The organism is Fulvivirga sp. M361 (genome assembly GCF_007097395.1).
Lineage (GTDB): Bacteria > Bacteroidota > Bacteroidia > Cytophagales > Cyclobacteriaceae > Fulvivirga.
The window spans coordinates 16,736-30,684 of sequence record NZ_VKDC01000019.1; the positions used below are offsets into that span (position 1 = coordinate 16,736).

General features: G+C 41.2%; 13 protein-coding genes. 4 read left to right on the plus strand and 9 right to left on the minus strand.

Annotation, left to right across the window (positions count from 1 at the left end; all coding sequences use genetic code 11):
• The 4 genes from rsmH to FNH22_RS19350 form a co-directional block, all read right to left on the minus strand.
• Positions 1-909 (minus strand): 16S rRNA (cytosine(1402)-N(4))-methyltransferase RsmH, encoded by a 909-nt coding sequence (gene rsmH, locus FNH22_RS19340; RefSeq protein ID WP_143400087.1) that lies wholly within the window; start codon positions 907-909, stop codon positions 1-3.
• Positions 910-920: 11 nt separating this feature from the next.
• Positions 921-1,049: a hypothetical protein gene (locus tag FNH22_RS32690; protein WP_255518103.1), complete on the minus strand. Its 129-nt coding sequence runs from the start codon at positions 1,047-1,049 to the stop codon at positions 921-923.
• A complete protein-coding gene (gene mraZ, locus FNH22_RS19345) occupies positions 1,042-1,485 on the minus strand; it encodes a division/cell wall cluster transcriptional repressor MraZ (protein ID WP_143400088.1) in 444 nt (147 codons plus the stop codon). Before mraZ ends, FNH22_RS32690 begins: the two co-directional genes overlap by 8 nt.
• 188 nt (positions 1,486-1,673) lie before the next feature.
• Positions 1,674-2,825 carry a CaiB/BaiF CoA-transferase family protein gene (locus FNH22_RS19350; RefSeq protein WP_255518104.1) on the minus strand — a complete coding sequence of 384 codons (1,152 nt, stop codon included), beginning with the start codon at positions 2,823-2,825 and terminating at the stop codon, positions 1,674-1,676.
• Positions 2,826-2,965: 140 nt separating this feature from the next.
• On the opposite strand from FNH22_RS19350, the gene FNH22_RS19355 reads away from it, so the two are divergent.
• Together FNH22_RS19355 and mnmA are read left to right on the plus strand one after the other, a co-directional pair.
• A complete protein-coding gene (locus FNH22_RS19355; protein WP_143400089.1) occupies positions 2,966-4,195 on the plus strand; it encodes a peroxiredoxin in 1,230 nt (409 codons plus the stop codon).
• A gap of 278 nt (positions 4,196-4,473) precedes the next feature.
• Positions 4,474-5,670, plus strand: coding sequence for a tRNA 2-thiouridine(34) synthase MnmA (gene mnmA / locus FNH22_RS19360; protein ID WP_143400090.1), 1,197 nt, complete (start codon positions 4,474-4,476; stop codon positions 5,668-5,670).
• 296 nt (positions 5,671-5,966) lie between these two features.
• On the opposite strand, the gene FNH22_RS19365 is transcribed toward mnmA, so the two are convergent.
• The 3 genes from FNH22_RS19365 to FNH22_RS19375 form a co-directional block, all read right to left on the minus strand.
• Complete coding sequence (locus tag FNH22_RS19365) at positions 5,967-6,647, minus strand: zinc-ribbon domain-containing protein (RefSeq protein ID WP_143400091.1); 681 nt, start codon at positions 6,645-6,647, stop codon at positions 5,967-5,969.
• An 88-nt stretch (positions 6,648-6,735) separates the two neighbouring features.
• Entirely contained in the window at positions 6,736-7,428 is a 693-nt protein-coding gene (locus FNH22_RS19370; RefSeq protein WP_143400092.1) for an SDR family oxidoreductase, read from the minus strand.
• Positions 7,428-8,402: a polyprenyl synthetase family protein gene (locus FNH22_RS19375; protein ID WP_143400093.1), complete on the minus strand. Its 975-nt coding sequence runs from the start codon at positions 8,400-8,402 to the stop codon at positions 7,428-7,430. Before FNH22_RS19375 ends, FNH22_RS19370 begins: the two co-directional genes overlap by 1 nt.
• Positions 8,403-8,456: 54 nt before the next feature.
• On the opposite strand from FNH22_RS19375, the gene FNH22_RS19380 reads away from it, so the two are divergent.
• Both FNH22_RS19380 and FNH22_RS19385 read left to right on the plus strand, forming a co-directional pair.
• On the plus strand, positions 8,457-9,323 hold the full coding sequence (locus FNH22_RS19380; protein WP_143400094.1) for a S9 family peptidase: 867 nt from the start codon (positions 8,457-8,459) through the stop codon (positions 9,321-9,323).
• 22 nt (positions 9,324-9,345) lie between these two features.
• Positions 9,346-9,744 (plus strand): nuclear transport factor 2 family protein, encoded by a 399-nt coding sequence (locus tag FNH22_RS19385; protein WP_255518105.1) that lies wholly within the window; start codon positions 9,346-9,348, stop codon positions 9,742-9,744.
• 161 nt (positions 9,745-9,905) lie between these two features.
• On the opposite strand, the gene FNH22_RS19390 is transcribed toward FNH22_RS19385, so the two are convergent.
• Together FNH22_RS19390 and FNH22_RS19395 are read right to left on the minus strand one after the other, a co-directional pair.
• Complete coding sequence (locus FNH22_RS19390; RefSeq protein WP_143400095.1) at positions 9,906-10,862, minus strand: mechanosensitive ion channel family protein; 957 nt, start codon at positions 10,860-10,862, stop codon at positions 9,906-9,908.
• Positions 10,862-13,861 (minus strand): hypothetical protein, encoded by a 3,000-nt coding sequence (locus tag FNH22_RS19395; RefSeq protein ID WP_143400096.1) that lies wholly within the window; start codon positions 13,859-13,861, stop codon positions 10,862-10,864. Before FNH22_RS19395 ends, FNH22_RS19390 begins: the two co-directional genes overlap by 1 nt.
• Positions 13,862-13,949 lie beyond the last annotated feature (88 nt).

The following is a 13,949-nucleotide window of genomic DNA, read 5'->3' on the forward strand; positions in this document are numbered from 1 at the left end:
TTATATTTTTTCAGCAATTCGGAGTTTAGCACTCCGAGCTCTGTTATTTTCTTTAATTTCTTTTTCTGAGGCCACCATTGGCTTTCTGCTTATCGCTTTGAAAGATCTATTGATATTTCCGTAGAAATCTTTCTCGACCTCTCCCCTTACCTTTCCTTTAGCAATGAAATTCTTAACCAACCTATCTTCCAGGGAGTGATAAGACATTACTACCAACCTACCCCCTGGCTTCAGAACCTCTGACATCTGTTCAAGTGTCTCTTCCAGTACTTTCAATTCTTCGTTCACCTCTATTCGAATTGCCTGAAACACCTGTGCATAGTACCTATTTTCTTTGGCCCTGGGAGCATATTTTTTCAGTAGTGCTTTAAGGTCGTCAACCGTTTTAACAGGGTGATTTATTCGCTGGGCTACAATAGCATTTGCCAGTGTTTTAGCATTTCTCACCTCTCCATAGCTCCCCAGAATATGCTGAAGGTCTTGCTGCGAATAGGTATTTACCACCTCCTCTGCTGTTAACTCCGCTGACTGATCCATCCTCATATCAAGATCAGCATCGAAGCGAGTGGAGAAGCCCCTGGAAGGTTTATCAATCTGGTGAGATGAGATCCCCAGATCTGCCAATATACCATCCACCTGTCCGACACCATGCATTTTGAGGTACCGTCTTAAGTGCCTGAAATTTGCCTCAATAAATGTGAAAGAACGTTTGTCTAAGTCTATCGCATTTTGACCAGCATCACTATCCTGGTCAAAAGCATATAAATGTCCTGTCTTTAACTTTTTCAGTATTGCTACTGAATGTCCCCCTCCGCCAAATGTCAAATCCACATAAATTCCTTCTCCCTTTATGTCAAGCCCGTCAATACACTCTTCCAACATCACAGGCTTGTGGTAGCTATCTGCCAATTCTTCTCTATTTAGGCGTTAAGCTTATTCAAAGCGCAATTCATATGTTCCCACATCGCCCGGTTCCTTACTCCGTCTGACGTCAATCTCTTCACATCTTTCTTAAAAGCGTATCGCATACCTCTATTCCTCTTATTCATTCAAATACTTTTGGGCCAATGCCGAAAATTCATCAGGATCTCCTATAGAGTACTTTTTATACTCTTCAGGGTTCCAGATCTCTATCTTATTCCCCATACCCACGACTACCGCATTTTTTTCCAACCCAGCGTGCTGCATCATCAACTTAGGAATAAGAAACCTGCCTGTACCGTCTAGCTCCACCACCGAACTCCCACTAAAAAACTGCCTTTGGATCTTCCTGTATTCAGCGTTGAATTCATTCAGTCCTGCAATTTTAGAATAGAGTTTTTTGTACTCTACCATAGGGTACAAAATCAAACAAGGCTCAAAACCTTTGCGTATTACCAATTCACTACCAGAAGATTCCGGCAGAGTTCCTTTGATTTTTGCCGGCAAAACAAGCCTGCCTTTGGCATCAATCTTACATTCGAACTCACTGGTGAAAAAAGTCATACTCAAGGGTATAGTCTTATTCTAATAAACAAACATATGAAAAATATTGACATATTTCACCACTTCATACCACTTTACACCACTTTTTTACATTTTATACCCACAAAGGCCCAACAAGGCCAGTTCAACCCACATCATCGTCGTTAAACCACATGGTCAGGGAATTGTAAAAAGAAGATACAACAGGGTTAGAAAGTGCCCTTATTTATTAAAATATTGATTTCAGAGGTATCCAGGGAAAGAATATCCCGTAATATTTCCTGGGTATGTTCGCCAAATTGAGGCGGTGGGAGAATGTGGGAGGATTTTTCCAGTATCCCCTTTTCAGTGAAAGATCTTACCCCGGAAAAATCATTTTTTTTGAGTAGAAGAGCTGATGCGTAAGGCAATGCCAGAGCCTCTGCTACCGTATTTACACTACCCACAGGAACGTTGGCGGCGTTTAGCTTTTCAATTAACAGGTCCCCCGTCCACATCCTGATTTTCGCAGCCAAAAGTACGAGTAGCTTTTGCCTGTTTTTAACGCGATTCTCATTGGTGTTAAAGTCAATATCTTCAGGTATATGCTTCATATCCAACACCTGGCACAACTGCTTGAACTGTCTGTTTGTGCCTACAGCAAGGATGATCTGTCTGCTATCCCGGGTATGATAAATATCACCATAAGGAGCAATGTTCGGATGGGTGGAGCCCTTTCTTTGCGGATTACTTTTAGCCATGAGCCAATTGGTACCCTGGTTCGCCAGAGAAGCCAATGCAGCATCTAATAAAGAAACGGATACATAAGCGCCATCACCTGTTTGAAGCTTTTGAATATAAGCCAGTAGCATAGCTTCTTTTAACTGATGCGCTGCCAGCAGGTCGATCAAGGCTACCGGCATTTTGGTAGGTGGCCCATCTTCATGACCATTCATTGACATAAAACCAGCCTCAGCCTGGATTACCGCATCGTAGCCTACTTTCAGGTCTCTTTGCCCATAGCCTGTGATTTCACCATATACCAGGTCTTTTTTGTGCCTTGAAAGTGTTTCATAATCTACTCCCAGCCTGACTGCATCTCCGGATTTATAGCTGGTAATAACAAAATCACTGGAAGCAATCAGCTTATACAGTATTTCCTGACCCGGCACCTTGGAGATGTCCAGCGCCAGTGATTTTTTTCCCCAGTTAGTACAGCAGAAATAAGCGGAGAGCGTGTTTTCTTTTTCCCCTTTTCCTCTCCAGCTTCGTGTTACATCCCCATGAGTGCCTGGGTTTTCCACTTTGATAACTTCTGCCCCCAGCTCTGCAAAAAATTGCCCTACGCTTGGACCCGCCAATACTGATGCAAGTTCTATCACCCGACAGCCTTTGAACAAATCATGTGATATCATCGTTCTTATCTCTTTGTATGAATACCTGGCACTTTCAGTCCCGGACAAACTAACCGTTAAATGTTTATTTTACAAAAAATCATGGCAACCATTACTACCATTTATTCATGAACAGTTCATTTAGCATTTCGCTTCTTTTTTCCATAATAATCATACTATTTTCAGGATGTACAACACCTGAAAAGACAGCTACATTAAAACCAGGCATGTGGCGGGCAACGATCAATGTTCAGGGGAGTGACCTACCATTCAATTTTGAAGTAAGGCATGAAAAAGGGCTGGAGATCTACCTTCAAAATGGTGAAGAACGCATACAACTGGATGAGGTAAGGATAGAAAAAGATTCTTTTTACATTCCAATGCATATTTTTGACGCTGACCTCAAAGGGACCATCAAAAACAACCGTCTGCAAGGTCGGTGGACAAAAAACTACGCAGAGGACTACTCCCTGGATTTTACTGCCACCTACGGCCAATCCCATCGCTTCGAACCTACCGAACTAAAGCCACAGGATTTTAACGGCAAATGGAGAGTAACGTTCATACATGCAGACGACCAGGATACTACGGAAGCCGTAGGCATTTTTGGTCAAACCGGTACGGCAATAACTGGTACCTTCTTAACGCCTACCGGTGACTATCGCTACCTGGAAGGTACTGCTTATGGAAAAGAGTTGAAGCTAAGTACTTTTGACGGCGGACATGCTTTCCTGTTTTCCGCCAGACTCAACGCACAAAATGAATTGGTAGGTGATTTTTGGTCGGGAAAACGCTGGCATGAAACCTGGAGTGCCGTCAGAGATGAGGCTGCAGCGCTTCCGGACCCTGATTCGTTGACCTACATAAAAGAAGGACATGATGGACTGACATTCAGCTTCCCTGACCTGGAAGGGAAGATGGTTTCGTTAGATGACTACAAAGGAAAAGTAGTGATACTGGATATTTTCGGCACCTGGTGCCCTAACTGTATGGATGAAACCAAATTCCTGAAAAAGTGGTATGATGACAACCGGCATCGCGGGGTAGAAGTACTGGGATTGGCCTATGAAGCCAAAGATGATTATGAATATGCTAAAAGCCGGGTGGAACATATGAAAAACAAGTGGGACATACAATATAATATGTTAATCGCAGGCACTCTGGATAAAAAAGAAGCCGCCAAAACGCTGCCTATGTTAAATCATGTGCTTGCTTTTCCTACTACTATTTTTATTGATAAAAATGGTGAGGTCAAACGCATTCATACGGGGTTTACAGGGCCCGGGACCGGGCATTATTATGAACAATTCATTAAGGAGTTTAATGAAACTGTTGATGAATTAGTAGCTCAGAATTGAAGGAATAATCTAACGCTGATCACCATCACCCCAATATTATCACCGTGTATATTAAAATAAATGAGTTGAATAACCCTATTCGGGGTCTTTCAAATTCCATTGAACGGCGTGTTTGTTAGTAAAATACCCTATTCCATAACATCATTCAAACCGTCGTTAACTTTATTCACGCTAACAAGAGGCATTAAAACGGATCAAAGTGAATTATACATGGTGAAATACAATCACCGAAGGTATCTTTTGGCTGAACATTGTCTACTAATCTCTACTTTTGCAATATGAAACGTGTAGTAGTAGGAATGTCCGGTGGAGTAGACTCTAGTGTAGCTGCTTATTTATTAAAAGAGCAAGGTTACGAAGTCATAGGTATGTTTATGAAAAACTGGCATGATGACAGTGTGACCATAAGTGATGAATGTCCCTGGGTGGAAGACAGCAATGATGCTATGATAGTGGCCCAGAACCTGGGCATACCCTTCCAGGCCATAGACCTTAGCAAGGAATATAAAGAGCGCATCGTCGATTATATGTTCGAAGAATACCAAAAAGGCAGAACACCTAACCCGGACGTATTATGCAACCGGGAAATTAAGTTTGATATCTTCTTAAAAGCCGCCTTAAAGCTGAAAGCAGACTTTATTGCTACAGGACACTACTGCCGAAAGGAAACAATTGACCAACATGGACAAGCAATACATCGGTTACTGGCCGGTATAGACCCTAACAAGGACCAAAGCTATTTTCTATGTCAGCTGACGCAAGACCAACTCGCTAAGGCACTTTTCCCCATTGGTGAACTTACCAAGCCTCAAGTAAGAGAAATTGCCAAAGAAATAGGGCTGGTAACCGCGGATAAAAAAGACAGCCAGGGGCTGTGCTTCGTAGGAAAAGTACGGCTACCGGAATTTCTACAACAAAAGCTGGCTCCCCAAAAAGGCACAGTGATAGAAGTTACTTCCTCAGGTCGGCCCTTTGAGAATAACCCTGTTGATATAGCACTTAATGACGCCGAAATAACCACTTTAAGAAAATTAACAGCTCCCTTCTCTTATACCATAGAAGACGGTAAAGCTGTTGGAGAACACAACGGGGCACATTACTTTACTATTGGCCAGCGCAAAGGTCTGAACATAGGTGGTACACCGGAGCCATTGTTTATCATTGACACTGATACAAAACAAAACATCATTTATACCGGGCAGGGCGAAGATCATCCCGGGCTATACAGAAAAGGGCTATTTGTCACTAAAGAGGAAATACATTGGGTTCGTCAAGACAAAGCGCTGCTAGAAGACGAATCAAGAGAATACCAGGTACGTATACGTTATCGGCAAGACCTGGAATCCGCCCGGTTATTTATGAAAGAAGATGGGCTTTACGTTATCTTTAATCATCCGCAGAAAGCCATAGCTGCCGGACAGTTTGTGGTGTGGTATGACGGAGATGAACTGATAGGCTCAGGAGTCATTGCTTAATTACAACCCTATACGTTATCGAAAAAGACCCGTTAGAAAATCGTATCCAGGAACTTGATCAGCAATTAGATGAGCTGCTGGAAGAGAAGTATTTTCTCGAGCAAAAGCTTGATAAAGAGCGCCTGATAAGAACAGAACTTCAGGAATTCCTGGGCAACATTTATTATAGCTGCCAGAGTTTGCTGGAAGATGACAGTAATAAAATAGAAGCGGGCCAGCTCATTCGCAACCTCACTAAGAACATCAAGGATTTCACCCGGACCTATAAAATCGATTTATAAGTCCCGAATATTATGCTATTGGATAGAATCTGTTGTCACCGGTGATGGATAGGCCACCACTCTGTTAAAGCCTGTACTTTCTCCATCATAGTCTCTCAAAATCTTTTTAACTTCTCCTTTTTCATACATATCTCTTAACTCGTTTTTATGTATTGCATAAGAGAAATTATAAAAGCCATCTTCCGGTTCAAGTTTGGTGGGTATCCCGTCATAAGAATATGAACTAGGAGATACAAACACACTGTCGTTCTCAACTTTAGCTACTTTCCACAAGTAATATTTATAAGTTGTTTCTTCGGTTTTATCAATGTTTTTGTAAATGTCACCTTCCATCGGCTCTTCGAGAAAAGCCTGCTCCATTTTCTTAGCCTGGCTTCCTGCAAAACTAAAGTAGCCTATCGCTAATACTATGATAATAAGTCCGCTGTATAAGTATTTAGGAGTTGATACACTATTTTTCAGTTGCTTGATCTTTTCCTTGAAATCCGGAGTCATTTGCTTTTCCTCAGTGGCTTTCTGGCAATGACCGCAATGCATCAGCGCAGACTTTTTAAAAGGAAACAACGGGATCCAAAAGATATGCACATATTTTGAATAGATCGTCAGAAACAGGTTTTGTTCCTGACAATTATCACATGCCATATTTTCCAATGGAGCTTGTTTGATCGTCTTATTATTCCAACCGTAAATGATCATAGGGCAGTTATTTTTTAACGATTAAAGCTATTTAATTCATAGATCATTACCAAGTACCCTCACAATCTACTATCCCGGTCAGACAATATCAACCTTTAGGCTTGAGAGGCCTCACCTCAATATCTACGTGGTGGTAGTTAGGGTGAGATTGGATACAATGTACTATAGTCTCCGCGATATCTTCGGGACGCATCATATTTTCATTGGCTGTGATGGAATCAATGGCATCGAAAAAACTGGTGTTGACAGAACCCGGATAGATGCAAGTCACTTTTACTCCATCATTACGCACCTCTTTATACAAAGAATGGGAAAGTCCCCGTACCGCATGCTTCGTAGAACAATAGGCTGCAAGTCCGGGAAGACCTGTGGTACCGGCTATAGAAGATACATTGATAATATGGCCTTCATCATTTTTCCTCATTTGAGGGATCACCAACTGAGAGCAATAAAAAACACCATCTACATTCACTTTGAACATCTGCTGCCAATGTTTATGGTCCAATGTTTCTAACGGGCCTTCGTATCCCAGCCCGGCATTATTGATCAAAATGGCTACATCACCCTCCAGGTCTTTAACGGTCTGGTTGTAGGCTTTTTTTACTGATTCGCTATCACCTACATCCACTGAATAGTAATTGAAATCCGGATGGTCAATGGCTACTTCACTACGACTCCATCCGGCTACCTTACACCCTGCTTCTAATAAGGCCCTCACAGTGGCATATCCTATCCCTTTACTAGCTCCGGTTACAATAGCTACTTTTCCTTCTGTATTCATTATCGGTTCCTTTCTATCGTAAATTGAACAAGGTCAGCTAATGATTTTTTGTAGACAGAATCTTCAAATGTATTAAGTACACTCATAGCTTCTTCATAGAATTGCATCATAACCCTTTTGGCATATTCCAACCCTCCGGCATTTTTTACAAAATCAATAACCTCATTAATATTTTGTTTGCTCTTCTTATCACTCCGGATGATCTTTTTAATATGCCTTCGGTCTGACCATGAAGCCGTTTCCAAAGCTTTTATCAAGGGCAGGGTCATTTTCTTTTCTTTTATGTCTATGCCCAATGGTTTACCAATCTCACTTTTCCCATAGTCGAAAAGGTCATCTTTTATCTGGAAGGCCATGCCCACTTTTTCTCCAAAATCTCTCATTTTGGTAATATCTCCGTTCCCACTTCCTGATGAGCTGGCACCTACTGCACAGCAAGAAGATACCAGCGACGCCGTTTTCTGGCGTATAATTTCATAATACACTTCTTCTGTAATATCCAGGTGTCTTGTTTTTTCCATTTGAAGGAGCTCTCCTTCACTCATCTCTTTAACCGCTGAAGAGACTATTTTGAGCAGGTCATAATCCTCATTATCCACCGATAAAAGTAACCCGCGCGACAAAAGATAATCGCCAACGAGAACGGCAATCTTATTTTTCCACAATGCGTTTACCGAAAAGAACCCTCTGCGATAATCTGCGTCATCTACTACATCATCATGCACCAGGGTAGCCGTATGCAATAATTCAATCAATGAAGCACCTCTATAGGTTGACTCTGAAATATTGCCGCAGGCTCCGGCACTAAGGAAAACAAACATGGGACGCATCTGCTTGCCTTTGCGCTTTACAATGTAACTCATTATTTTGTCAAGAAGGAGTACTTTTGTCCTCATAGAGGCGCGGAATTTTTTTTCAAATTCCTCCATTTCAGAGGCAATGGGCGCCTTTATGTCTTTTAAGCTTGAGGTCATTCTGAATAATGAGTTACAATTATAATCAGCAAAAACCCCTAATCAAAATATAATATGTCATCACAAATTAAAACCATTAACAATATACCACTAATAAGCGCACATAGTTCAAGGCCCTTTATTGCAGACATACGCTATGTCAAAGATCACGTGAAGAAGCCAATCATTATTTTTATACATGGCTTTAAAGGCTTTAAAGATTGGGGTCATTTTAATCTTATTGCCGACCATGTTGCCAAACAGGGCTTTGTATTTATCAAGCCGAATTTATCTCATAATGGCACCACTCCTGACCATCCTATGGACTTTGCAGATCTTGAAGCTTTTAGTGAAAATAACTTCTCCATTGAGCTGGATGACCTGGCAGTACTTATCGACTTTTTATCAGGTGCTCAAAATATCGTGCCAGCGGAAGAGATCAATATGGATCAACTATTCCTGATAGGTCACAGTCGTGGCGGAAGTATTGCACTGCTCAAAGCATATGAAGATACCCGTGTTAAAAAAGTAGCTGCGTGGGCACCTATACATAATTTATTTCAACGATGGCCTGAGGAATTGGTAGAGAAGTGGCGCTCCAATGGTACTCATTACATTTTCAATAGCAGGACCGGGCAGGACATGCCTCTTAAATATCAACTGATAGAAGACCTCCAAAAAAATAAAGTAAGACTGGATGTGTCCGGAGCAGTTCAACAAATAAATAAGCCTGTACTATTGATACATGGCACAGAAGATGAAACATTACCCTATCAACACACAGTAGAACTTGCTACAATACAACCTTTGGCAGAATCTTTCATTGTTGAAGGCGCTAACCATGTATTCGGTGGAAAGCATCCTTATGAAAACCCGGAATTACCAGAGGCTTCATTAAAAGTACTGAACAAAACACTGTCTTTTTTTCAAAAAGGTTTATAAACCACAAAACATCCCGCTTATTATGAAAACGATATTAACTTCTTTTATGCTGCTGTTAATAAACCTGCCTCTACTAGCACAAAAATCTGCAACAGACCTGGCTCAGCAACAATTAGATGCCTATAACCACCGGGACATCGAAGCTTTTCTACTGCCCTATAGTGACACCGTTAAGGTGTTTAACTTCCCCGCCGCATTTTTGTACCAGGGAATAGAAGAAATGCGTAAAAGATACAGCCCTATGTTTGAAAAGCAGAAGGACCTGCATTGCACATTGGTGAACAGAATGTCTTTGGGCAATATGGTGATCGACCAGGAGAGTGTAATATTTGATAAGACAAAGCCTCCGGTGGAAGTATTCGCCATTTACAAAGTTGCTGCAAACAAAATACAGGAAGTTTATTTTATGAGGCCGGATTAAATCGTCCCTTCAAATAGCGGGCGAAGAACTTGTAGTAATTAGGTGTCCATCGCTAAATAAGGTTGACCGATTGTACTCACCTATTTACTGTCGGACAATTATGCACCAGAGGTCTTGTTCCGATTAGATGTTTTATCATCTCTTTAATTTTTAGAGTAGATCTACTTAAAGTCGTCCGGGGAAATGATTTTTGCGTTAAGTAATTCGCGCATGACCATTTCAGTCATATCACTTTTAAAAGCAAATTCATTCCGGATATCAGCTACATAGGCTTTCAGTCTCATTTTAAGGTAGGACTTACGGTCCTTCACCTCATTGAAAAACAAAACGACAATAGGCTTATTCAGATAAACAAATCGTGAAACCTGGGCGACTTCCATCGCAACATGTCTGGCCTTCTCCGTATCCACCGTAATGGGTAAATAAATTTCAGCCACCACCTGACAATTCGCTTCTCCGGCATTGGCATTAGAAACAGACTGGTTCATAATCTCACTATTAGGCACACTTACCAATGAGTCGTCTGCCGTAACGATCCGCGTAGAGCGTAAACCAATTTCCAACACTTCACCATAATGGCTTCCAATTTCTATTTTATCTCCTACTTTAAAAGGCCTGTCGAACAATATCATTATACCGCCAAAAACGTTTTTTAATACATCCTGAGCGGCAAAGCCTACCGCAATACTCACAGAAGCTGTGACTGCCACTATCGTTTCCAATGGTGGATGAAATATCCCGGCGATGACTACAAATAATATGAACACCCATCCCAGAATATTAAAAACAGGAATAATTCCCTTAATGGTGATCCTATACCGGGTACTTCGTTCAGCAATGGATCCAAGCACAGAGCCAATGAAACGAATGAAAAAATAGCCTATCGTCAAAAAAATAATGGACCAAAATATCTTGCTGAATGAAATGACCTCAGAAATAGGCGGCGGTTGCAGATTACGCCTGGCCTTTTCTACAACATCTTCGGAATCTGTTGAAAGCTGCGCTGAATCAGTCACAACTGCTTTCTCCTCATCTTGTAAGACCACAGTATCTGCTTGTGCAAAGCCCGGCCCTGAAAATAACGTCAACAAGACCAGATATATAAAGCGCTTTTTCATCAGTGAATAATATTCCTGGATTTAAGTAACGTTACCACCTGACGGTAAAGCAACGGATTGATGCAATAAAAACCATTCTCAAGTACCAGAATTCCATCCTCATACAAGGGATGAAGTACCGTCCTGCTATCATATGAACTTCTGCCGGTAACTTGCACAAAATCATCTTCACTCATTCCGTCATGAAGCAGAAGTTGTGTTAATCCATACAACTTATTTGGCGAATAGCTCTTAAGAAACGAAAAATCAATATCTCGCAAGCAGCTGATGGAAATTGTGTTATCGGACGTCTCACTGGTAGAACGTAGCCAATACAATAACGCCAGACTGGCATTCCCTTTGGCAATTTTATTCAAATCATTAAAGTACTGTTTCTGCAATAGTTCTTGTCGGGCCTCCTCAGACAGCTTCTTAAATTTCTTACTATTCATATTTATACCGGAAGGCTCGAATACCATGTTGTAACCACTGACTTTATGTCTTCTTTTGATCATATCAACCATTTGTTCATTATCAAATTCGTCCAGCTTCACCACATAACCGAAGTGATCGGATAGACCCAGTGTTTTATCCAGGTAGTCCCAGGCATATTGCGTACATCCTACGATCCAAAACACATTCTTACTGGTAAGCGAAATCATCCGGATCAATTGTTTCAAGCCCTCAAACCCATGCACCTTTTTTAGGTAAAGTCGTTGAATATTTTCTACGATGATCACCCTTTTAATTCCCTGATTAAGGTAGTTGACAATATCCGCCGAACTCACAAACTTTTGATCCAGGGACTTTGAAAAAAATGCCACTATCTCATTCGGTCTTAAGACCCTCGATGCGGGTGATATCCTGATCACTTCTTTCGAACTGGCCAGTTCCTTTAAATAGAAATTGAATAGTGTAGTAAGCCCACTTCCCTTTTCACCTACAACGACTGAAGCTGCAAAACGCTTTTTCATCCAGTTATTATAAGCCGTTGTTAATTGTCGTATTTCTTTAGGACGGGTCTGATAAAAATTTTCGTCCTCTAACGGCTGCGCCCTGAAAAGTCGTTGATAAACAAAAGGCAGTTTATTAATTGAATGTTCCGTTTCAGCCAGAAAATCTGCCAACTCTGTAGAAATAGCTTCTGACTCAGTAGAAATGCCATAACGTTTAAATACCTGATGAACAAATTCAGTTGTTTTCCGGTAACGTATCCTACTCAAACGGGCTACCGTGGGAAATATATTTCGAATGCCTTCAAGAACACGGTCCCGTAAAGCCCTGCTTTGCTCTATCGCCTTTGCACGCGCAATACGAACACGTATTTCAAAGATGTTTTCGTTGTTCGTGAATTTTACCAGACTCTTATTGAACAGTTCTACTGCGTTGTAGAGATCTTCGCCCACCCCTTGTTGCATTTTTCGGAAGCTCTCGCGAATCTCTTCTAATTTCTGCAGCGTCCTTTGCAGTCCTTCAAAGGCTATTTTACGAGGGTCATCTTTGCTGTCTTTTTCTTCAAACAGCGACAATGCAGAAGCCAAATTAAATTCCGCAATCTTATCCAGTTCAGTTAACTGGTGAAGTATTTCACTAATTTGAGTCGTAGTTTTTACCTTCACATTTCTGGCCACTTTCTGAAACTGCGGCCACGATTCAAAATTGATCAGCTCATAAGGTGAGATCGTATTCACCGAAGACGAACGCAACGGCATATTGTATTCAAATTTATTAACTACGGCCCTATTTTCGCTAATGGAGTTAATACGATGGTCCATTCGCGCTTCCACTTCATTAACAATATCCGGGATATCCTGTGACAAAATGAGTTCACCAATCTCTTCTGCCGTTTTGCCCAGATCACCCTTTAGAAGACTTTGATGCTCCGCTATTAATACTGCCTGCAGGTTTTCTGCATTTGTCTGATTTATACCATTCACATGCTTCTGTACCAACACATTCAGGCGATCGAATTCCGGTATAATAACCCCTTGAATCCGCTCTCTCAGTTTTCGATCAGAAACATAAAATTGTGCCAGTGCAGCATATATAATGGAATATAACTCTATATCTATCTCCCAATCATCTGACATTACTCTTAACGTGTTATGCCATCCCTTTGTAAGCACATCATATTTTCTAATAACACGTTGTCGTTTTTTCTTCAGATTACGTGGATTAAAGCGATTGTTGGTCAGTTCAATAGTACCTGCCTTGACGTATGCCCCGGCATAGTCGCTAAAGAGGGTTTCAAATACATTTCTTACCGCTATCCGGAATTCCTCTTTTTTCCGGGCTAAGTCGACCTTGAGTTGATCAAAACGTGAAACCCAATCCGCCTGGAATTGGAATTTTTTCTCTTCTGATATACATTGATCAAAGGCATGGTCTATGATTTCATCTAATTTCCATACTCCTTTTGAAACATCGCAAAGGGATAAATAGTAATTGGAAAGTTGTGGCACCAGCCGATTAAATAGTTCCTCTTCAAGATAAAATCGTGACAAGCGTCGGAAGTATATTTTGTGATACCAGGGTTTGAGTGGTTTAACCGGTTTTTTAAATAACCTCCTGAATGAATTGGTCATTTTCTCGGGCCACTTGGAAATACTATAAAACAATCGTTTAAACCATTTCCCTAGTTTTATAGCCTTCCCGTCACTTTGCTGGCATTCAAACCGCTCCATATCCTGAGCACGACGCAGATGCATGTCAAAGGTCTGTACATAGTCATGCAGCGCTTTGCTAAAAGGAGCAAACTCTTCATGAAGTGTCCTGACTTCGAAAGCTTTAAAATAGCCCCCTACCGACTTTAGCCATTCCGACTTGGCCATGGCTATATAGCGAAGTTCCTTAGCCACTTCATTTTGCTGTTGTTGCAGCTTTTTAAGCTTACCAAGGTATTGAAAGTATTGGTCCAGGAAAGAGGCATAAGCATCAAACCGGGCATCCATTGCGGTCAGAAAATGTGACTCCAGCATAGAGCCTACCTGCTGCTTATGATTTTCTAATTCTTCGGGCATGGAAAGGTAAGTTAACTTTCTATGCTCATATGTAAAAATACAGGGTGCATAATTGCCAATTTAAGGCATTGCAAAACGTATTTCTCTA

What these genes read in the sequence shown, in the direction of transcription:
- FNH22_RS19375 (WP_143400093.1), bottom strand. Translation starts at nt 8,402, where the DNA reads ATGACCTCAAGCTTAAAAGACATAAAGGCGCCCATTGCCTCTGAAATG.
- FNH22_RS32690 (WP_255518103.1), bottom strand. Translation starts at nt 1,049, where the DNA reads ATGAATAAGAGGAATAGAGGTATGCGATACGCTTTTAAGAAAGATGTG.
- mraZ (WP_143400088.1), bottom strand. Translation starts at nt 1,485, where the DNA reads ATGACTTTTTTCACCAGTGAGTTCGAATGTAAGATTGATGCCAAAGGC.
- FNH22_RS19385 (WP_255518105.1), top strand. Translation starts at nt 9,346, where the DNA reads ATGAAAACGATATTAACTTCTTTTATGCTGCTGTTAATAAACCTGCCT.
- mnmA (WP_143400090.1), top strand. Translation starts at nt 4,474, where the DNA reads ATGAAACGTGTAGTAGTAGGAATGTCCGGTGGAGTAGACTCTAGTGTA.
- FNH22_RS19355 (WP_143400089.1), top strand. Translation starts at nt 2,966, where the DNA reads ATGAACAGTTCATTTAGCATTTCGCTTCTTTTTTCCATAATAATCATA.
- FNH22_RS19380 (WP_143400094.1), top strand. Translation starts at nt 8,457, where the DNA reads ATGTCATCACAAATTAAAACCATTAACAATATACCACTAATAAGCGCA.
- FNH22_RS19395 (WP_143400096.1), bottom strand. Translation starts at nt 13,861, where the DNA reads ATGCCCGAAGAATTAGAAAATCATAAGCAGCAGGTAGGCTCTATGCTG.
- FNH22_RS19365 (WP_143400091.1), bottom strand. Translation starts at nt 6,647, where the DNA reads ATGATCATTTACGGTTGGAATAATAAGACGATCAAACAAGCTCCATTG.
- FNH22_RS19370 (WP_143400092.1), bottom strand. Translation starts at nt 7,428, where the DNA reads ATGAATACAGAAGGAAAAGTAGCTATTGTAACCGGAGCTAGTAAAGGG.
- FNH22_RS19390 (WP_143400095.1), bottom strand. Translation starts at nt 10,862, where the DNA reads ATGAAAAAGCGCTTTATATATCTGGTCTTGTTGACGTTATTTTCAGGG.